Raw genomic sequence first — 20483 nt, forward strand, 5'->3', positions numbered from 1 at the left:
GGCCTGCGCCCCCCCGCGGTTAACACACGTGGCTGCCGTTTTCCCCCCTGCTTTTGCGAGGGTTCCCGCCCGCGCCCGGGCGCCCCCCCCGCCCCCCCGGGGGGGCCCCGGGGGGCGCCCCACTGCGTGGTGGAGCGGGCAGCCGGGAACGGCGGCGGTCACTTCCTCCTGCCGACGGGTTGATCCCGTCGCAGAACCAGGTAGGGCAGGGCGAGCCAGCAGGTGGCGAACCCCAGCAGGGCCGCACCGCTCAGGACCCATGCCGTGGCGGAGGCGTGCAGGGCGGTGCGGAGCAGGAGCAGGAGGGCGCTGGTGATGGTCAGGGCGAGCAGGGCCAGGCCGGTGGTGATCAGGTGCCCGGCGGCGCGGACGAGTTCGGGTTTCATTCCCCGGCCGGCGAGGACCCGGTGGAAGGCTGCCGGGGCGACGAGGGCGGCGGTGGCGGCCGCTCCGAGCATCACGGTCGTGACGTAGAGGTGGCGGTCGAAGGCGGGCAGCGCGGCGAACCGGGGAGTGAAGACCACCGAGATGAGGAACCCGAAGAGGATCTGGGCACCCGTCTGGCAGACCCGGACCTCTTGCAGCATCTCGTCCCAGAGCCGGTCCGCCCTCTCTTCGGCCGTCTCGTCGCGACCGGATGCACCCTGTGGCACGTCCTCCTCCTGTCCGGCGGTGTCGCCCTCGCGGGTTTCAGTCCGGCGTTGCGGCGTTCCAGACGATGCGCTGGACGGCGGCCGCGGAGATCCACGTTTCGTCACCCTCGGCGGGGCGGATCCTCACCCAGCGGCCGCTCAGCCGTACCTGCCCGCTGACGTGCACGGCAGCCGTGCCCGGCACCGCGCCGGGCAGGCAGTGCACGACGGCCGCGGCCCACTTCTTCTTTCCCACGGCTCGACCATCGGTGCCCGGCGGGCGGGCCGCCACCGGGGGGCGCCGTCCGGGTCGGCGACGTCCGGCACCTCTCCGGGGGCCGCCCGCTCGGGCGTGGGCCACGTCGTCCGCCCGGCGCCGGCCGGCAGGCGCCGCCGGGTACGGACGCGCCGCCGGCCGGGTCATGTGCCTCCGCGCCCCTCTCCCCGCCCCGGTGGCGGCGAACCCTCGGCCTCGTCCGGCGGTGTGCGCCACGACCCGGCCCGGGCACCTGCGGCACCGTGGGGCGGGACGGGGGGTTTGCGGCGGCCGACCCGGCGGGCGCCCCACGCGAACGCGCCGATCAGCAGTGCGCCCACCGCCACGGCGGCGAGAACCGCGAGCAGCGGCATGCCCTCGGAACGTGCCGAGAGCGAGAGGACAGCGGTCACGGTCTCCTCCAGTTCGGTTCGGGCCCGACAGGGCCGCGGCAGGCGCCTCCTACCGGCCGGACGGCCGGTCGGAGGCAGTGCGGACGTGCGGTCGTCAGGTACCGGCCGCCGGTCCGGACGGGCGGCCGGGCGTCACCAGCGGTACCAGCGGCCACGGCCGCCCGAGCTGCTGGTACCACGCGCGACGAACCCGAGCAGCCAGACCACCAGCACCACGACCGCCACCCACCACAGCGCCTTGAGCACGAAACCCGCGCCGAACAGGATCAGGGCGAGCAGCAGCACCAGCAGAAGGGGAACCATCGTCAGCACCTCCAGGGTCGGTCGAACGTCTGGACGCGGACTCGTCTGCCCCGCACCCCGCTCCCCATGCACGGGTCACGAGGCGGGGACGACCGACCGACGGAAGGCCGCGGCACCGCTCAGACGGCCCACTGCTGGTTGGACTGGCCGTTGCAGGTCCACAGGTCGACCAGGGCGCCGTTGGCGGTGGACGCGGCGGTGACGTCGAGGCAGAGTCCGGACTGGGCACTGGTGATGGTGCCGTCGGTGTTGACCTTCCACTGCTGGTTCGGCTGGCCGTTGCAGGTCCAGATCTCGACCTTGGTGCCGGGCGCGGTCCGACTCCCGTACGCGTCCAGGCACATCGGGGTGCCGCCCGTGAGGACGGTCAGTTGGCCGGAGGAGGTGCGGGTCCAGGTCTGGTTCGGCTGGCCGTTGCAGTCCCAGGTGATCACCTGGGTGCCCGGGGTGGTGGTCGAGTTCGGCACGTCCAGGCACTTGCCCGCGCCGACGGCGCGCACCGGGCCGGTCTGGTTCGTTCCGCCGCCGGTGCCGCCCGCGACGCGGAACATCGTGGTGCCGTGCGCCGGGACCGAGGCGCTGATGGCACCGGTGGTGGTCGACGTCGCGCCGGACCACAGGTCGGTGAGGGTGTAGCCGGAGGCGCCGGTCTTCCCGATCGCGGCGGCGGTGGTGCTGATGGTCGCGGTCGATCCGGTCTCGTTGAACAGGGCCACCGAGACGTCGCCGTTCGCCAGCGGCTTGGCCAGCACGTCCAGGCCGCCGACGGAGGACACCAGGGTGCCCTGCTTGCCGAGCGGGTCCTGGTCCACCGCGATGACCCGGGCGTTGGTGAGGGTGGCCAGGGTCGCCGGGGTGGCCGAGGTGATGGTGGTGCCGGCGATCAGCGGAGCCGCCATCTCCGCCCAGAGGCTGAACTCCGAGCGGGCCTCGGTGTCGGTGAGCGGGCTGTTGCCGACCTCCAGCATGTCCGGGTCGTTCCAGTGACCGGGCCCGGCGTAGGCGGCCAGGTTCACGTTGCTGTGGAAGATCGACAGCATGCTGGAGAAGCCGGGGTTGATGTCGCCGGTGGTGCGCCAGCTGTTGCCGACGCCGGCGCCCCAGGTCCACACCTGGTCCTCGCCCCAGTTGCACAGGCTGAACAGGATGGGCCGCCCGGTCGCGGCCAGGGCGTCGCGCATGGCGGCGTACCGGGTCTGCGCGGGCGCCTTGGTGCCGTTGGGGCAGGTGTTCTGCCAACAGCCCGGCCCCGCGTAGCAGTTGTCGTACTTGAGGTAGTCCACGCCCCAGGCGGCGAAGGTCTGCGCGTCCGTGGTCTCGTGGCCCAGGCTGCCGGGGAAGCCGGCGCAGGTCTGCAGACCGGCGTCCTCGTAGATGCCCAGCTTCAACCCCAGCGAGTGGACGTAGTCGGCGGTGCCCTTGATGCCGTCCGGGAACTTGGTCGGATCGGGTACCAGGCGCCCGTCGGAGCCCCGGGTGTGGGTCATCCAGCAGTCGTCGATGTTGACGTACTCGTACCCGGCGCTCTGCATGCCGTTGTCGTGCATGGCCAGCGCCGTGCTCTTGATCAACGACTCGGAGACGTTGCAGCCGTAGGCGTTCCAGTCGTTGAAGCCCATCGGCGGCGTCGCCGCCAAGCCGTTGCCCTGGGCCGCGGCCGGCGGGGCCGCGGCCAGGGAGAGCAGCGGGATCGCCAAGGACAGGAGTAACGCGGAGAGTACGGGGGCGAGCGCCCTGCGCAGCCGGGTGCGCGCCGGTGAGCGGGGGACGCGCGGGTTCGCGTGGAGCATGGGGGTGGCCTCCTGACGGAGTGATGGGGAGTGTGATTGTGAGCGTTAACAAACCATCGCGAGACGCGATCGCCACGGTGAATGTCCCTGACACCTATGGCCAGTGGGAGCTTCCAGGGCGCTGCTCGCAGAGTCAACCCCTCGCGCGACAATGCGCGTATCGGTGCGTTCCTCCTCAAGCGGCGATTCCGTTACGGCGTTGACCGTCGAGAGGATTGACACGCCTTATGTGAGCGTTAACACTCTTGAAACAGGCGGGCGCCGCGCCCCGGCCGCCGCACTCCCCCGCTCTCTTCCCCGACACCACCGTGGAGTTCGCCATGCCGCCCCGCCCCTTCAGTCGCCGTGCCGCGTTCAAGGCGACCGGCGTCGCGGCCGTGGCCGCAGCCACCGGCCCCGTCCTCGGCCCCGCCACGGCCGCGGCCACGGCCACGGCGCAGACGCCGCCGGCCAGGTCCGACGTCGGTGTGTCGACGGTCCCGTTCGAACTGGGTCAGGTCCGGCTCACCGACAGCCGGTGGCTCGACAACCAGAACCGCACCCTGGCCTACCTCCGCTTCGTCGATGTCGACCGCCTGCTGTACAACTTCCGCGCCAATCATCGACTGTCCACCAACGCCGCTGCCACGAACGGGGGTTGGGACGACCCTGGATTCCCCTTCCGCACCCACGTACAGGGCCACTTCCTCTCGGCGTGGGCCCAGGCCGCCGCCGCGCTCGGGGACACCACCTGCCGCGACAAGGCCGACCGGATGGTGGCCGAACTCGCCAAGTGCCAGGCCAACAACACCGCCGCGGGCTTCTCCGCCGGCTACCTGTCGGGCTTCCCCGAGGCGGACTTCGCCAAGCTCGAAGCGGGCACGCTCAACAACGGCAACGTCCCGTACTACTGCGTCCACAAGACCATGGCCGGTCTGCTCGACGTGTGGCGCCTCCTCGGCAACACCCAGGCCCGCGACGTGCTCCTCGGGCTCGCCGGCTGGGTCGACGGCCGCACCGCCGTGCTCGGCTACGACACGATGCAGCGGGTCCTGGGCACCGAGTTCGGCGGCATGGCCGAGGTGCTGGCCGATCTGTACCAACAGACCGGTGACACCCGCTGGTTGACCACCGCGCAGCGGTTCGACCACGCCGCGGTCCTCGACCCGCTCGCCGCGAACCTGGACCGGCTCGACGGCTTGCACGCCAACACGCAGGTGCCCAAGTGGATCGGAGCCGTCCGCGCGTACAAGGCCACCGGGACGACCCGCTACCGCGACATCGCCGCGAACGCCTGGGCGATCACCACCGGCTCGCACACCTACGCCATCGGCGGCAACAGCCAGGCCGAGCACTTTCGCGCCGCGAACGCCATCTCCGGCTACCTCACCGACGACACCTGCGAGCTCTGCAACTCCTACAACATGCTCAAGCTGACCCGGGAGCTCTGGCAGCTGAGCCCGGACCGCGCCGCCTACTTCGACTTCTACGAGAAGGCACTGTTCAACCACGTCATCGGCGCCCAGAACCCGGCCGACCCGCACGGCCACATCACCTACTTCACCCCCCTCCGCCCGGGCGGCCGGCGGGGCAGGGGTCCGGCCTGGGGCGGCGGCACCTGGAGCACCGACTACGGCTCGTTCTGGTGCTGCCAGGGAACGGGCATCGAGTCCAACACCAAGCTGATGGACTCCGTCTACTTCCACGACGGCACCACCCTCACGGTGAACCTGTTCCTCCCGTCCGTCCTGGACTGGACCCAGCGGGGCATCACGGTCACCCAGACCACCGCGTACCCGGCCGAGGACACCACGACGCTCAAGGTCACCGGCAGCGTCGGCGGGACGTGGTCCCTGCGCGTCCGCATCCCCGGCTGGACCTCGGGCGCCGTCCTCAGCGTCAACGGCGTCGCCCAGGACGTCGCGGCCGCCCCGGGCACGTACGCCACCCTCACCCGGTCCTGGGTCTCCGGCGACACCGTCACCGTGAAGCTCCCCATGCGGGTGGCCCTCCGGGCCGCCAACGACCGCCCCGGTGTCGCGGCGATCACCTACGGCCCCGTCGTCCTGGCCGGCGACTACGGCAGCACCGCACTGTCCGCCCTCCCGGCGCTGGACGCCGCCACCGTCACCAGGACCAGCGGCACCGCCCTCGCCTTCACGGCCACCGCCGACGGGGCGACGGTCGGCCTCGGCCCGTTCCACGACGCCCAGGGCTTCAACTACGCCGTCTACTGGCGGACCGACAGCGCGGGTTTCCGTCTGGTCAACGCGGCCAGCGGACTCGTCCTCGGCATCCGGGACATGTCCACGGCCGACGGCGGCACCGCCCTGCAGTGGCCCGACACCGGCACCGCCGACCATGACTGGGTCCTCGTCGTCGACGGCACCGCGCTGCGGCTGCGCAACGTCAACAGCGGCAAGGTCCTCGGCATCCGGGACATGTCCACCGCCGACGACGCCCCGATCCTCCAGTGGGCCGACAACGGCACCGCCGACCACCTCTGGACCGTCGTCGACACCGGCAACGGCTACCACAAGCTCCGGAACGTCCACAGCGGCAAGCTGCTCGGCGTCGCCGGCGGCTCCACCGCCCAGGGCGCCGCGGCCGTCCAGCTGCCCGACGACGGTGCCGCCGCCGGCCAGTGGCAGTTCGCCCCCGTCGGTGCCAGGCGGATCCAGAACGTCGCCAGCGGGCGGGTCCTCGGCATCCGGAACATGTCCACCGCCGACGGCGGCCTCGCCATCCAGTGGGACGACAACGGCACCGCCGACCACCTCTGGACGGCCGTCCTCGACACTGACGGCCACCTGCGCCTGCGCAACTCCAACAGCGGCAAGGTCCTCGCCACGGAGAACGGCGGCACCGCCGACGGCACCCGGGTCGTCCAGTGGACCGACGACGGCGGTGCCGACCACCGGTGGCGCCTGCGCCACGGCGGTGGCGACACCTTCCGGATCCAGTGCGCCGCCGGCGGCCGCGTCCTCGGCATCTCCGGTGCCTCCACCGCCTCGGGAGCGCAGGCCGTGCTCCGGGACGACGACGGCACCGGCGACCACCTGTGGAGGTTCGTCTGATCCGGCGAACGACCCGTCAGAAGAACACGCCGCACCGCAGCAGCACGTTCGCGTACGGCCGGGCTTCCCCGGTCCGCACCACCAGGCGCACCCCCGCGCTCAGTTCCTTCAGCGTGTCGTGCGGCACGTACGCCAGTTCGGCGAAGGATCGGGTCAGCAGCCCGTCCGCGGCGGGGTTCGCCTCCCGTACCTCCTGCGCGGCGATCGCCCCCTCGATCACCAACTCGTCGAGGAGCCCCGCCAGGACGTCCTCGAACGACGGGATCCCCGCCCGGAAGGCGAGGTCGACCACCCGGGGCCCGTCCGGCACCGGCATCCCCGCGTCACACACCAGCACCCCGTCACCGTGCCCCAACTCGGCGATGGCTCCGGCGAGATGGCGGTTCAGGATCCCGCCCTTCCTCACAGCGCCCCGACCTCCTCGGCGGTGGGGAAGGACTCCTGGGCCCCCCGCCGCGTCACGGCGACGGCGCCCACCCGGGCGGCGTACCCGGCGGCCTCCACGAGCGGGGCCCCCGCGCCCAGCTTCCAGGCCAGGGCGGCCGTGAAGGAATCGCCGGCACCCGTCGTGTCGACGGCGTCGACCTTCACCGGCGCGACCCGCACGGCCTCCTCCCCCGCGGAGGCGACCAGCGCGCCCTCCGAACCGAGCGTCACCACGACCGACGCGGGCCCGCTCGCGAGCAACTCCCCGGCCCACGCGGCGGGATCGTCGCCGATGGTCCCGCCGCCCAGGATCACCCGGGCCTCGTGCTCGTTGACGATCAGCGGGTCGCAGGCCGCCAGCACCTCGGCCGGCAGCGGCCGCGGCGGAGAGGGGTTCAACACGAACCTCGTGCCGGACGGCAGCCGGCGCACGACCTCCACGACCGACTCCAACGGGATCTCCAGCTGCGCCGAGACCACCCGCGAGGCCTGGAACAGCGGCCCGGCGGCCCGGACGTCCTCCGGCGTGAGCCGCCCGTTCGCGCCGGGCGACACCACGATGCTGTTGTCCCCCGACGGGTCGACGGTGATCAGCGCGACGCCGGTCGGGGCCCCGCCCACCAGGACGCCCCCCGTGTCGACCCCCGCGTTCCGCTGCGACTCCAGCAGCAGCCGCCCGTTCGCGTCGTCCCCGACCCGTGCGAGCAGCGCCGTGCGCGCCCCGAGCCGCGCGGCGGCGACCGCCTGGTTGGCCCCCTTGCCGCCGGGGTGGACGGCGAGGTCCGACCCGAGCACCGTCTCCCCGGGCCCGGGCCTGCGCTCGACACCGATCACGAGGTCGACGTTGGCCGACCCGACGACCAACAGGTCGTAGTCGTACATGAAACTCCCCAATCACGAAATCCGGAACGGGGCGAGCCGGAGCCCCGCTTCCGCGGGCACTCCGGCCGCCCCTGTCCCCGTCTCAGCCGCTGAACCCGGCCACGGTCTCCTTCGTGACCACCTTCACCGGCACCTTGACGGTCTCCTCGACCTTCTCCCCCTTGATCGCCTTGACCGCGTTGTCCACGGCGATCTTCCCGAGCTGCGACGGCTGCTGGGCCACGGACGCGTACAGCGTCCCCTGCGCGACCGCCGTCAGTCCGTCGGGGGTCCCGTCGAAGCCGACGACCTGCACGGAGTCCCCGGCCTTGGACCCGAGCGCCTTCACCGCGCCGAGCGCCATCTCGTCGTTCGCGGCGATGACCCCCTGGACGTCCGGGTGCGCCTGGAGCAGGTTCGACATGACGTCGAGACCCTTGGTCCGGTCGAAGTCGGCCGGCTGCTGCGCGACCACCTCGATCCCCGGGTACGCCTCCAGACCCTTGGCGAAGCCCTCGGCCCGCTCGCGCGCGGCGGAGGTACCGGCCAGCCCCTGGAGGATCACGACCTTCCCGGTGCCGCCGAGCCTCTCGGCGAGGGACTTCGCCGCCTGCTCGCCGCCGGCGACGTTGTCGGAGGCGACCAGGGCGTTCACCTGGGCCTTGTTGACGCCGCGGTCGACGGCGATGACCGGGATCCCCGCCTTGTCCGCGGCCTGCACGGAGTTGCTCGCCGCGTCGGAGTCCACCGGGTTGACGACGATCGCCGCGAGCCCCGAACTGGTGAAGTTCTGCAGCTGGTTGGCCTGCTGCGAGGCGTCGTTCTGCGCGTCGGTGACCGTCAGGTCCACCCCCAGCAGCTTCGCCTCGGCCTGCGCACCCGACCGGATCTGCACGAAGAACGGGTTGTTGAGCGTGGAGAGCGAGAGGCCGATCTTCTGCGGACCGGACGTCGGATCGCCGTGCAGGAAGGAGGTCGCCCCCACGACCGCCACCGCGACGACGGCCGCGATCCCGTACGTGGCGGCCTGCTTGCCCCGTCCGCCGCCGGGCGCCCCGATGCCCGTGGGAGCGGCCCCGGCCTTGCGCCGCACCGTGTCGAGCAGCACCGCCAGCGCGATGACGACACCGATGACGACCTGCTGCCAGAACGCGGAGACGTTCAGCAGGTTCAGCCCGTTGCGCAGCACCGCGAGGATGAGCGCGCCGATCAGCGTCCCCGACGCCTTGCCCGTACCCCCGGCGAGGGAGGCGCCGCCGATGACGACGGAGGCGATGGCGTCCAGCTCGTACCCGGTGGCGGCCTGCGGCTGCGCGGAGGAGAGCCGGGAGGCCAGGACGACACCGGCGACCGCGGCGAACACACCGGACAGCGCGTAGATCGCGAGCTTCTGCCGGGGCACCCGCAGACCCGAGAGCCGGGCCGCCTCCTCGTTGCCGCCGATGGCGTACATCGAACGGCCGATGTACGTCCGGCCGAGGACGAACGCCGTGATCAGCCCCATGGCCACCATGACGAGCACCGGCACCGGCAGCCATCCGCCGAGCGTGTCCCCCAGGTGGGAGACCGAGGCCGGGAACGCGATCGGCGACCCGTCCGAGATCACCAGCGCCAGGCCGCGCCCCACCGACAGCATCGCGAGGGTCGCGATGAACGGCGGCAGCTTGCCGTAGGCGATCAGGAAGCCGTTCACCAGGCCGGCGACCACACCCGTCGCCAGCGCCAGCAGCACCGCGAGGACCACCGGCACCCCGTGCGAGGTGGCGCTCCACGCCAGCACGGTCGCCGACAGCGCGGCCACCGAACCGACCGACAGGTCGATGCCCGCCGAGACGATCACGAAGGTGACGCCGAAGGCGAGGACGGCGGTCACGGCCGCCTGGACGCCGACGTTGAGCAGGTTGTCGGTGGTGAGGAAGTCTCCCGACAGCGCCGACATGGCGATGACGAGGACGATCAGCGCGGTCAGCGCGCCGTTGTCGAGCAGCAGACGGCGCAACGCCGCGGCGCCACCGGCGCCCGTACCGCTCTTGAGCGTTTCAGCGGCCACGGGGGGCCTCCAGTTCGGTAGTGGGGTTGCTCACGGCCAGCGACATGACCGCGTCCTGCGTGGCCTCCTCGGCGGACAACTCGCCCGCGATCCGGCCCTGGGCCATCACCAGCACCCGGTCGCTCATCCCGAGCACCTCGGGCAGATCGCTGGAGATCATCAGGACGGCGGCCCCGGCGGCCGTCAGTTCGTTGATGAGCTGGTAGATCTCGACCTTGGCGCCGACGTCGATGCCGCGGGTGGGCTCGTCGAGGATCAGCACCTTGGTGTCGGCCAGGAGCCACTTGCCGATGACGACCTTCTGCTGGTTGCCGCCGGACAGCGTGCGCACCCGCTGGCCGAGCCCGGCCATCCGGACGCCGAGTCGCCCGGCGATCCGCGCGGCGGCGTCGCGCTGCCCCCCGAGGTCGACGATCCCGGCCCGGGTGGCGGACCTGAGGGTGACGAGTCCGAGGTTCTCCTCCACCGACTGGTCCAGCACCAGCCCCTGACCCTTGCGGTCCTCGGGCACCAGACCGATCCCCGCGCTCATGGCGGCGCCGATGTCGTGCCGCTTCAGGGCGGCCCCGGAGACGCGGACCGTACCGCGGTCGTACGGGTCGGCCCCGAAGACGGCCCGGACCACCTCCGTCCGGCCCGCCCCGACCAGCCCCGCGACGCCGACGACCTCGCCGGCCCGCACCTCGAAGCCGACGTCGTGGAAGACACCGTCCCGGGACAGCCCCTCCACGGACAGCAGCGCGGTGCCCGGGACGGCCCGCTCGCGCGGGTACTGCTGCTCGATGGACCGGCCCACCATCAGCCGGACGAGCTCCTCCTCCGGCGTGGCGGCGGGCACCTGTCCGACCGACCTGCCGTCCCGGATGACCGTCACCCGGTCCCCGAGGGCGGCGATCTCCTCCAGGTGGTGGGTGATGAAGACGATCCCGACGCCGTCCTCGCGCAGCCTGCGCACGATCACGAACAGCCTCTCGACCTCCTCGGAGGTCAGCACGGCCGTCGGCTCGTCCATGATCAGGACCCGCGCGTCCAGGCTCAGCGCCTTCGCGATCTCGACCATCTGCAGGCGCGCGATGCCCAGTTCACGCACCCGCGCCCGCGGCGACACGCTGACGCCGACGCGCTCCAGGAGCTCCGCGGCGTCCGCCTCCATCCGCTTCCGGTCGATCATCCCGAACCGGCGCGGCTGGCGCCCCAGGAAGATGTTCTCGGCGACCGTCAGGTCCGGGACGAGGTTGAACTCCTGGTAGATGGTGGCGATCCCGAGCCGCTCGGAGTCCTGCGCGCCGTGGATGCGGACCTCCTCACCACCGACCAGGACGCGGCCCTCGTCGGGTGTGTGCGCACCGGAGAGCACCTTGATCAGGGTGCTCTTTCCCGCGCCGTTCTCGCCGAGCAGCACATGGACCTCGCCCCGCCGCAGGTCGAAGTCGACGCGGTCCAGCGCGACCACCCCGGGGAAGGTCTTCCGTACGCCCTCGATGCGCAGCAACTCGTCCGCGTCGCTCACGACTGGCTCCTGTTCGTTGCGGGGTTCTCGCCGCACGAGCGGCGAACGACGAGACGGGCGGGGAGCGTCACGGATCGCGCCGCCCGGCCCTCGATGCGGTCCACGAGCGCGCGCACGGCGGCCCGGCCCAGCTCGTCCGTGGGCTGGGCGATCGCGGTGATCGGCGGGTCCGTGTGCACGAACCAGCGGATGTCGTCGAACGCGGCGAGCGCGATGTCGTCCGGCACCCGAAGACCACGGGCGCGGACCGCGTCCAGGGCGCCCAGCGCCATCAGGTTGTCCGCCGCGAACACGACCTGCGGGGGCTCGGCGAGGTCGAGGAACCGCTCGGTCGCCCGCCGGCCGCTGGCGGCCTGGAAGTCACCGTGGCCGATGTACCGGTCCGGCAGGTCGAGGCCGCACTCCTCCAGCGCCTCGCGGAACGCCTCCACGCGCTCCCGCCCGGTCGTGGTGGCCGCCGGCCCGGCGATGATCGCCAGCCGCCGGTGCCCCAGCCGGTGCAGGTGCGCGACGAGGTCCCGGACGGCACCCCGCCCGTCCGCCCGCACCACGGGCACGTCGACGCCGGGGATCCACCGGTCCACGAAGACCATCGGTGTCCCGGCCCGGGCGGCGTCCAGCATGAGCGGCGACCCGCCGTCGGTGGGCGAGACCAGCAGCCCGTCGATGCGGCGGTCCAGCAGCGTGCGGACGTGGTGGTCCTGCAGGTCCGGCCGCTCGTCGGCGTTCCCGATGATCACGCTGTACCCCAGCGCCCGCGCCTCCTCCTCCACGGCCCGTGCGAGCTCGGTGAAGTACGGGTTCAGCACGTCGCTGATCACGAGGCCCAGGGTGCGGGTCTGATCGGTGCGCAGCGACCGCGCCACGGCGTTGGGCCGGTACCCGAGCGACGCGACGGCCGCCAGCACCCGCGCCCGCGCGTCCTCGCTCACCGAAGGGTGCTCGTTCAGGACACGCGAGACGGTCGCGACGGACACGCCTGCCTCCGCGGCGACGTCCTTGATACTCGCCACAGCCGCCCCACCTCCTCGTGGAATCGATTACATCGACGTGTTGCCACGATTGGAATCGATTACATGGCTTCGGTGCAAGCCTTGCGGGGGTGGCTGAAACCTGATTGTGATCGGCGCGGAGCCCGCGGAAGCGGTCCGACCCCCGCTCCGCGTGGGTGCGCGGAGCGGGGGTCGGACCGGGAGCCGGGGCCGGGACGGCCCGGTCAGCCGCCCGGGTTCACCGTCGGGAACAGCTGGGCGAAGGTGTCGAAGGCGGTCGCGATGTCCGCCTCGGCCCAGAACCGGTGGTAGCTGAAGGTCGGGGCGGCGCCGCCGTCGAGGTAGCTCTGCACCTTGGACCACTGCGGGTCCTTGGTGTACCAGGGGCGGATCGACAGGAAGGTGTTGCTCGCCGAGCTGATCTTCGTGCCGTCCGGGTAGGTGCCGGTCCAGCCGGGCGGGACGTACAGGCCCGCGTGGGTGGTCGCCGAGTACGGCTGGGTGAAGCGGCTGTAGTCGGCGCGGGTCTCGGCGGCCGAGTAGCCCAGGCCGTCGGTGTACTTGGCGTGCAGGGTGTCCAGGAGGGACTGGGCGAACGTCCGGGCGGTGGTGCTGCCCGACTTGGCCGCGTAGTACGCGAGGGTCTTGGCGAGCGATCCCGCCACGCCGACGTCGGTGGCGCTGCCGCTCGCGGTGACGTGCAGGCCCGCGTTGCCGCCCGGGTTGGTGGCGTTCCAGGTGTCGGGCGCCCCCGTCCAGGTCAGCTGGTCGGGGGTGGTCAGGGTGCCGGTGGCGGGGTCCGCCCTGGACACGGACATCGCCCAGGGGACCCACTTGTCGAGGATGGCCTTCGCCCGGGTGTCGCCGGTGGCGTAGTAGTACTCGGCGAACCGCTCCATCGACCAGGTCTGGAACCCGAACCACTGGTTGGAGGCCGGGTCGTGGTACTCCGGCCGCCAGTCGTAGTACAGGCCGTAGAAGGTCGGGTCACCGGCCGGCGGGGCCGCGTCGTCGCCGTAGTTCCCGCCCCAGCTGTTGGTGGCGCCGCCCGCGATGGCGCCCTCGGTGGACTGCAGCCACTGGAAGAACTGGAGCTGCTTGTCCAGGCTGCCCGCCCAGTCGGTGGCCCCGCTCGGCGAGAGCGGTTTCAGGCCGGGGTCGTTGGCGAGGACCCAGGCGGCCATCGGGTTCTGGTAGCCCTGGTGGGCGGCGGAGCCGGAGATCCGCCAGGACCAGCCGCCGTCGGCCGCGCCGCCCCAGGCGAAGTACCAGGTGAGCAGGCCGAGTTGCTCGTTCTCCTTGGACGTGCCGCCCGGGCAGGTGGTGGAGCCGAGGCAGTTGCCCGCCTGCTTGAAGTACTTGTCGTAGAGCGAGTAGCGCAGGTAGTCGCCGAGCTTGGCGGCCTTGGCGAGGGTCGCGCTGATGGCCGCGCTCTTGCCCTGCGACTTCGCGAACTGCTCCGCCCAGTAGGCGGCCTGGACCAGCCGGGCGTCGGCGTCGGGCGCGTCGGTGTACTTGTACTGCTTGCTGTAGCTGCCGCCGCCGTCGTTGAAGAGGCTGAGGAAACCGGAGCCGCTGTTGCCGTACGTGAACACGTCGCAGTCCGGCTGCGGCACCGTCTCCCAGACCGACTCCTCCGGGCCGCGCTGGAAGGTGTTCATCAGGCTGGGCTTGGTGGTGCCGTCCCCGCACTGGCCGAAGCCGTACTTGTTGTCGGTGTCCAGCAGCCAGGCCGGGGCGTACACGTCCGGGCTGTTGTAGGTGCTCTTCAGCTCGGCGGAGAGCGGATCGGTGCCGACCGGCGCGCTGCCGTTCAGCTTGATCGGGTACTGGTCGGGCTGGGCCTTCTCGGGGCCGTAGGTGGCGGGCTTGGACGGGTTGTACGTGCTCTGGCCGGGCTGCTGGGCGTGACTGGGGATCAGGTGGGTCTCCAGGTTCGTCCAGGCGTTGTTGAAGCCCGTCCAGTCCCCGGTGACCCGGCCGTAGTCGGCCTCCAGCCAGAGCCAGTAGCTGTACGTCTCGGAGGTGGTCTCGTGGCCGTAGTCGGGCGCCTCCACGATCAGGGTCTCCACCGAGTGGTACGGGATGCCCTGCGGGCTGAAGTAGCCGTTCGCCGGGTTCTTGATCTTGCTGTAGAGGTCCAGGAAGTACTGGTCGTAGCCCGAGGTCTTCGCCGCCTCGGTCACCGTGACGGCGCCGGATCCGAAGCCGGTCGCCGAGGCGGTGAAGGTGGCGGTGCCGCCGATCTGGGCGGCGTCGGTGCCGGCCGCGACGGTGACGGTCTGCGGGACGTTCCAGTTGGCGGGGGTGAACGTGAGGGCGGCACCGGAGGTCACGCTCAGATCCGGGTCGTTGCCCGAACGGGCCACCGTCACCGAGGTGTTGGCGGTCGGCGCCTGGGAGAGCGCGACCGTGAAGGTGCCGGTGCCCCCCTGCTGGACGGCGAGCGAGGCCGGGCTGACCAGGACGCTCGGCCCGGCCACCTTGATCGCGACCGGGCTGGAGGTCGTGGTGGCGCCGGCGTCGTCGGTGGCGACCGCGGTCACCGAGTAGTCGCCCGCCGCCACGCCCGCCCAGGCGATCGTGTAGGGCGCGGTGGTGGCGGTGCCGATCAGGGTGTTGGTGCCGGCCGAGGTCGAGGCGTAGAAGTCGACCTTGGAGACGGTGCCGTCGGCGTCGGCCGCGTCGGCGGAGACCGGCACGGTGGAGCCGGGGGTGAAGGTCTGCCCGGCGGCCGGGGAGGTGAGCGAGACGGTCGGGGGCCGGTCGGCGCCGCGGCAGGGGGTGCCGTTGACCGTGAAGGCGGTGGGGGCGGTGTTGGCGCCGCTGTAGGCGAAGTTGGCGCCGGTGGTGAAGCCGGCCCCGGGCTCGATGGTGGCGGCGTAGCCGGGGTTGGTGACGGTGACGGTCCGTCCGCTCTGGCTCCAGGTGCCGTTCCAGCCGTTCTGGAGGGTCTGGTTGCCGGCGTAGGTGTAGCCGAGGGTCCAGCCGTTGATCGCGGTGGTGCCGGTGTCCGTGAGGGTGATGGTGGCCGTGAAGCCGCCACCCCAGTCGTTGACGGCGTAACTCACGCCGCAGGAAAGGCCGGTGGCCGCCGCTGCGGGCAGGGCGAGAGTGCCGCCACCCGGGATCAGGGCCAGGGCGGTGGCCGTCGCGGTGACGGCGAGCCGGTTTCCCCTGGCGCGCAGGGCTTTGCTTCGCATGCACGTCCTCCAGGTGGGTGGGGTACCGCCACGCGGGTGGGGGGTGGCGTGACGGACGGAGGGTGTTGCGTGCGATCGTGGGGGCGCCCCGCCCGGCTTGGGAAGCGCCCCCGGGGACCGGCGGTGCCGACCGGCGGGCCCGCCGGCGCCGGACCACGGCCGCGACCAGCGCGGAGCCGGTTCCCGGGGCGGTGGGCCGCCCGGCCCGGCGGCGGGTAAGTTACAAGCGCCGCCTGGGAGCGCTCCCACGCCTGGTGGCGGTGTTCCACGCGTCCCGGCTCGCTGAGCGCGGGGGCGCCGACGGCTCCGCGGGGGGGGTCACCGCGGCTCCGCGCCGGACGGCCCGCGGTTCCCAGCGATGCGCCCCCACCCGGTTCCCCGCTCCCCCGGGGTGTCGCATCCCTTGACGCTGATCGTTCAACCGGCCAAGCTGGCACGGGTGGTGGCCCGGCGCGGGTGCCGGGCCGAGGGTGTAGTTCCCGTATCGAGGACCGATCCTGGACGGCCCCATGCCCCAGCCCATGCGCGGCGACGAGACCGCTCCGACGCTGACCGAGGTCGCCCGTCACGCCGGCGTCTCCACCGCGACCGCCTCCCGGGTGCTGAACCGTTCCGCCCCGGTGTCCACCGACCTGGCGGCCCGGGTGGAACGGGCGGCGCGCGAGCTGGCGTACGTCCGCCGCCGGGCGCCCAGAGCCCGGGAGACCGGCGTGGTGGCCGTCGTGGTCTTCACCGATCCGCTGCAGTACCACGCGGACGCCTTCCCGGCACGGCTGCTGACCGGGCTGCGGCGCTCCCCGCCGGGCGCCGAGCGGGAGTTGGCCGTCTTCACGGTGCCCCGGCGCTCGCGGCGGCCGCCGCTCGTGCGCTACCTGTGCGGTGGCCACGTCGACGGCGTGCTGCTGGTCGGCCCCTGGGGGGACGGCGCGCTCACCCGGCTGCTGCACGCGGCCGGGGTGCCGGTGGTGTCGCTGGGCCGGCCGCCGGAGCCCGACACGGTGGCGTTCGTGGACGCGGACAACCTCGCCGGCGCCAGGGACGCGGTACGGCGGCTGTGCGCGTCCGGGCGCCGCGCGGTGGCCACCATCGCCGGCCCGCCGGACACCGCCGCCGGCGCGGACCGGCTGGCCGGGTACCACCAGGCGGTGGCCGCGATGGCCGCGGCGCGGCCCGCCGTGGCGTACGGCGACTTCACCAGCGCCTCCGGCGAGCACGCGATGCAGTGGCTGCTGGACCAACGCCCCGAGCTGAACGCGGTGTTCGCCGCCTCCGACCAGATGGCCGCGGGAGCGCTCAGGACCTTGCGGCGGCACGGTCTGCGGGTCCCGGAGGACGTGGCGCTGATCGGCTTCGACGACGCACCCGTCGCGGCGCGGTGCCGGCCGGGGCTGACCACCGTCCGCCAGCCCGTGGAGGAACTCGGCTCCCGCGCCATGGAGTTGCTGCTGCGCAACCCGGCCCGCGGCGAATCGGTGGTGCTCCCCACCCGGCTGGTCGTCCGGGCCTCGGGCTGACCGCCCCGCTTCCCGGGTCGCCGCGCACCCCGTCGCCGCAGGCGTGGTGACTCGATCGTTACGCACGCGGGCCGGCGCGAGGGCTTGGCGGACCTCATCGCGCGTCGTATGTTGTCGCGGGCAACAAACAGCGGCCGGCCGCTCTCCCGCCCCCGCTCCGTGCTCGCGCCCGTCCCCACCCTTCATCGGCCCACGCACGTCCGGCACAGGTCGGACACGCCTCGAAAGGACCCTGCCCATGCGCAAGGGACTCCTGTTCGCCACCGCCGCCCTGTCAGCGGCCCTGCTCTCCACGGTCACCGCCTGCGGCTCCTCGGGCTCCGACTCCGGTTCCGGCTCGACGGGCTCCAAGAAGCCGAAGATCGGGGTGATCCTGCCGGACAGCAAGTCCTCCGTCCGCTGGGAGACCGCGGACCGGCCGTACCTCGCCGCGGCCTTCAAGGCCGCCGGAGTGGACTACGACATCCAGAACGCCGAGGGCGACAAGCAGGCGTTCCAGACGATCGCCGACCAGATGATCACCAGCGGCGTGAACGTGCTGGTCATCGTCAACCTCGACAGCGGAACCGGCAAGGCCGTCCTGGACAAGGCCAAGACCCAGGGCGTGGCCACCATCGACTACGACCGGCTCACCCTCGGCGGCTCCGCCCAGTACTACGTCAGCTTCGACAACACCCAGGTCGGCAAGCTCCAGGGCCAGGGTCTGACGAAGTGTCTGGCCGACATGGGCGCCAAGAACCCCGTCGTGGCCGAACTCAACGGTTCTCCGACGGACAACAACGCCACCCTGTTCGCCAACGGCTACAACAGCGTCCTGGACCCGCTGTACGCCTCCGGGGAGTACACCAAGGGCCCCAACCAGTCGGTGCCCGACTGGGACGCCGCCCAGGCGCAGACCATCTTCGAGCAGATGAACACCAGCCAGCCGAACATCGGCGGGGTGCTCGCGGCCAACGACGGCCTGGCCAACGCGGCCATCGCCGTGCTGCGCAAGAACCACCGCAACGGGCAGGTGCCGATCACCGGCCAGGACGCCACCGTGCAGGGCCTGCAGAACATCCTGGCGGGCGACCAGTGCATGACCGTCTACAAGGCCGTCAAGAAGGAGGCCGACGCGGTGTCGGGCCTCGCCGTCCAGCTGGCCGGTGGCAAGAAGGGCCAGACCGGCGCCACCGTCCACGACCCGACGGGCAACCGCGACGTCCCGTCCGTCCTGCTGACACCCGAAGCCGTCTTCAGGAACAACATCCAGGACGTCATCACCGACGGCTTCGTCACCAAGGCGCAGCTGTGCACCGGCGACTACGACGCGCTGTGCACGAAGGCCGGCGTCAAGTAGCGCGCACGCCGGCCCCACCCGTGGGCCCCGGCCGTCGGCGGCGCGGGGCCCACCCCGCCAATCCCCAGGAGCCTCACCCATGACAGAGACACCGACTCTCGAGTTGCGCGGGATCGACAAGAGCTTCGGCCCCGTCCAGGTCCTGCACGACATCGCGCTCAGCGCCCACGCGGGCGAGGTCACCGCACTCGTCGGCGACAACGGCGCGGGCAAGTCGACGCTCGTCAAGTGCATCGGCGGCATCCACCCGATCGACGCAGGGGAGTACCTCTTCGACGGCCGGCCGGTTCACGTGCACAGCCCGCGCGACGCCGCCGCGCTCGGTGTGGAGATCGTCTACCAGGACCTCGCGCTGTGCGACAACCTCGACATCGTGCAGAACATGTTCCTGGGGCGGGAGAAGCGCCGCGGCCTGGTGCTCGACGACTCGACCATGGAGGAGATGGCCGCCGCGACGCTCCGGGGGCTCTCGGTGCGCACGGTCAAGTCCCTTCGCCAGAAGGTCTCCAGCCTCTCCGGCGGCCAGCGCCAGACCGTCGCCATCGCCAAGGCCGTCCTGTGGAACAGCAAGCTCGTGGTCCTCGACGAGCCCACCGCGGCCCTGGGCGTCGCCCAGACCGCGCAGGTCCTGGAACTCGTGCGCCGACTGGCCGACAACGGCCTGGCCGTCGTGCTCATCTCGCACAACATGAACGACGTCTTCGCGGTCTCCGACCGGATCGCCGCGCTGCACCTCGGACGGATGGCCGCCCAGGTCAAGGCCTCCGACGTGACGCACGCGCAGGTCGTCGAACTGATCACCTCGGGCCGCAGCGGCGACCCGGGCCCCCGGACCACCCCCAACGGAGCCGCCGTATGACCTCCGCCCTCGCCCCCCGGAAGCCCGAGCGGCCCAACCGGCCCACCGACTCCGAGGAAGGCCCGTCCCCGACCGCCCGCCTGGGGGACATCGGCCGCGGCTACCTCGAGCAGGTCCGCGCGGGCGAGCTCGGCGCCCTCCCCGCCATCGCCGGCCTGGTCGTCCTGTGCGTGTTCTTCGCCCTGCTGCGCCCGGTCTTCCTGTCCAACCTGAACTTCGCCAACCTGCTCACCCAGAGCTCGGGCAGCATCGCCATCGCCATGGGGCTGGTCTTCGTCCTGCTCCTCGGCGAGATCGACCTGTCGGCCGGATACGCCAGCGGTGTGTGCGCCGCGGTCCTGGCCATCCTGCTGACGGACCACGGCTGGCCCTGGTACTCCGCGGTGGCCGCCGCCATGGTGACCGGCGCGGTCATCGGCCTGCTCATCGGCACGCTCGTCGCCAAGGTCGGCATCCCCTCCTTCGTGGTGACGCTGGCCGCGTTCCTCGGCTTCCAGGGCGTCGTGCTGATCCTGCTCAAGGAGGGCACGAACATCTCGGTCAAGGACCCGACCATCCTGGCCATCGCGAACGACAACCTCAGCCCCGTCCTCGGCTGGGTCCTGCTGGCCGGTTGCGTCCTCGGCTACGCCGCCCTGCAGCTGCGCCGCAGCCGCGACCGGCTCGGTCGGGGTCTCGCCGGGACCCCGCCGGCGCTCCTCGCGATCCGGACCGGCGCCGTCGTCGTGCTCGGGGGCGCGGCCGTGTACCTGCTCAACCAGGAGCGCAGCCGCAACCTCGTCGTCAGCTCCCTCAAGGGCGTGCCGATCGTCGTGCCCGTGATCGGGGCCCTCCTCCTGCTCGGGACGTTCACCCTGCAGCGGACCGGCTTCGGCCTGCACGTCTACGCCGTGGGCGGCAGCGCCGAAGCCGCCCGCCGGGCCGGGATCAACGTCGCCTTCATCCGGATCGCCGCCTTCGTCATCTGCTCCTGCCTGGCGGCCGTCGGCGGCATCATCGCCGCCTCCCGGGGCAACTCCGTGGACCCCAACACCGGCGGGAGCAACGTCCTGCTGCTCGCCGTGGGCAGCGCCGTCATCGGCGGCACGAGCCTGTTCGGTGGTCGCGGCCGCGTCGTCGACGCCGTGCTGGGCGGCCTGGTCGTCGCGGTGATCCAGAACGGCATGGGCCTGATGGGGTACTCCTCGGGCGTCAAGTACGCTGTCACGGGATCGGTTCTGCTGGTGGCCGCCGGCGTGGACGCCATGTCCCGCCGCCGCACAGCCCGACGATGAGAGTC

The 20483-nt window shown here is 72.3% G+C and carries 15 protein-coding genes; 5 read left to right on the plus strand and 10 right to left on the minus strand.

Going from position 1 to position 20483, the window contains the following annotated elements; translation table 11 throughout:
* Positions 1-158: 158 nt before the first annotated feature.
* From ACIRD3_RS10285 to ACIRD3_RS10300, 4 genes are all read right to left on the minus strand, one after another.
* A complete protein-coding gene (locus tag ACIRD3_RS10285; protein ID WP_402213880.1) occupies positions 159-653 on the minus strand; it encodes a DUF6328 family protein in 495 nt (164 codons plus the stop codon).
* Between the two features lie 37 nt (positions 654-690).
* Positions 691-888 (minus strand): hypothetical protein, encoded by a 198-nt coding sequence (locus tag ACIRD3_RS10290; RefSeq protein WP_402213882.1) that lies wholly within the window; start codon positions 886-888, stop codon positions 691-693.
* Between the two features lie 545 nt (positions 889-1433).
* Positions 1434-1604: a hydrophobic protein gene (locus ACIRD3_RS10295; protein ID WP_402213884.1), complete on the minus strand. Its 171-nt coding sequence runs from the start codon at positions 1602-1604 to the stop codon at positions 1434-1436.
* A 119-nt stretch (positions 1605-1723) separates the two neighbouring features.
* Positions 1724-3394 (minus strand): glycoside hydrolase family 27 protein, encoded by a 1671-nt coding sequence (locus ACIRD3_RS10300; protein WP_402213885.1) that lies wholly within the window; start codon positions 3392-3394, stop codon positions 1724-1726.
* Positions 3395-3714: 320 nt separating this feature from the next.
* Here ACIRD3_RS10300 and ACIRD3_RS10305 point away from each other — a divergent pair, with 320 nt between their 5' ends.
* A complete protein-coding gene (locus tag ACIRD3_RS10305; RefSeq protein WP_402214049.1) occupies positions 3715-6450 on the plus strand; it encodes a beta-L-arabinofuranosidase domain-containing protein in 2736 nt (911 codons plus the stop codon).
* A gap of 16 nt (positions 6451-6466) precedes the next feature.
* Here ACIRD3_RS10305 and rbsD read toward each other — a convergent pair whose 3' ends face one another.
* The 6 genes from rbsD to ACIRD3_RS10335 all read right to left on the minus strand — a co-directional run bounded on the left by rbsD (position 6467) and on the right by ACIRD3_RS10335 (position 15492).
* Positions 6467-6856, minus strand: a complete 390-nt coding sequence (gene rbsD, locus ACIRD3_RS10310; protein WP_402213887.1) for a D-ribose pyranase — start codon at positions 6854-6856, stop codon at positions 6467-6469.
* Entirely contained in the window at positions 6853-7758 is a 906-nt protein-coding gene (locus ACIRD3_RS10315; RefSeq protein WP_402213889.1) for a ribokinase, read from the minus strand. The genes rbsD and ACIRD3_RS10315 overlap by 4 nt, the downstream gene beginning before the upstream one ends.
* Before the next feature lie 82 nt (positions 7759-7840).
* Positions 7841-9787, minus strand: a complete 1947-nt coding sequence (locus ACIRD3_RS10320; RefSeq protein ID WP_402213891.1) for a substrate-binding domain-containing protein — start codon at positions 9785-9787, stop codon at positions 7841-7843.
* Positions 9777-11297 carry a sugar ABC transporter ATP-binding protein gene (locus tag ACIRD3_RS10325; RefSeq protein WP_402213892.1) on the minus strand — a complete coding sequence of 507 codons (1521 nt, stop codon included), beginning with the start codon at positions 11295-11297 and terminating at the stop codon, positions 9777-9779. The genes ACIRD3_RS10320 and ACIRD3_RS10325 overlap by 11 nt, the downstream gene beginning before the upstream one ends.
* Positions 11294-12310: a LacI family DNA-binding transcriptional regulator gene (locus tag ACIRD3_RS10330; RefSeq protein ID WP_402213894.1), complete on the minus strand. Its 1017-nt coding sequence runs from the start codon at positions 12308-12310 to the stop codon at positions 11294-11296. Before ACIRD3_RS10330 ends, ACIRD3_RS10325 begins: the two co-directional genes overlap by 4 nt.
* A 203-nt stretch (positions 12311-12513) precedes the next feature.
* Positions 12514-15492: a glycoside hydrolase family 48 protein gene (locus tag ACIRD3_RS10335; RefSeq protein ID WP_402213896.1), complete on the minus strand. Its 2979-nt coding sequence runs from the start codon at positions 15490-15492 to the stop codon at positions 12514-12516.
* A 509-nt stretch (positions 15493-16001) separates the two neighbouring features.
* Here ACIRD3_RS10335 and ACIRD3_RS10340 point away from each other — a divergent pair.
* The 4 genes from ACIRD3_RS10340 (at position 16002) to ACIRD3_RS10355 (ending at position 20478) form a co-directional block, all read left to right on the plus strand.
* Positions 16002-17006, plus strand: a complete 1005-nt coding sequence (locus ACIRD3_RS10340; RefSeq protein ID WP_402213897.1) for a LacI family DNA-binding transcriptional regulator — start codon at positions 16002-16004, stop codon at positions 17004-17006.
* A gap of 238 nt (positions 17007-17244) precedes the next feature.
* Positions 17245-18345: a sugar ABC transporter substrate-binding protein gene (locus ACIRD3_RS10345; RefSeq protein WP_402213899.1), complete on the plus strand. Its 1101-nt coding sequence runs from the start codon at positions 17245-17247 to the stop codon at positions 18343-18345.
* A gap of 79 nt (positions 18346-18424) precedes the next feature.
* Positions 18425-19204: an ATP-binding cassette domain-containing protein gene (locus ACIRD3_RS10350; protein ID WP_402213901.1), complete on the plus strand. Its 780-nt coding sequence runs from the start codon at positions 18425-18427 to the stop codon at positions 19202-19204.
* Positions 19201-20478 carry a sugar ABC transporter permease gene (locus ACIRD3_RS10355; RefSeq protein ID WP_402213903.1) on the plus strand — a complete coding sequence of 426 codons (1278 nt, stop codon included), beginning with the start codon at positions 19201-19203 and terminating at the stop codon, positions 20476-20478. The genes ACIRD3_RS10350 and ACIRD3_RS10355 overlap by 4 nt, the downstream gene beginning before the upstream one ends.
* The last annotated feature ends 5 nt before the right edge of the window (positions 20479-20483 follow it).

Origin of the sequence: Kitasatospora sp. NPDC093550 (assembly GCF_044764985.1) — a bacterium.
Classification (GTDB): domain Bacteria; phylum Actinomycetota; class Actinomycetes; order Streptomycetales; family Streptomycetaceae; genus Kitasatospora.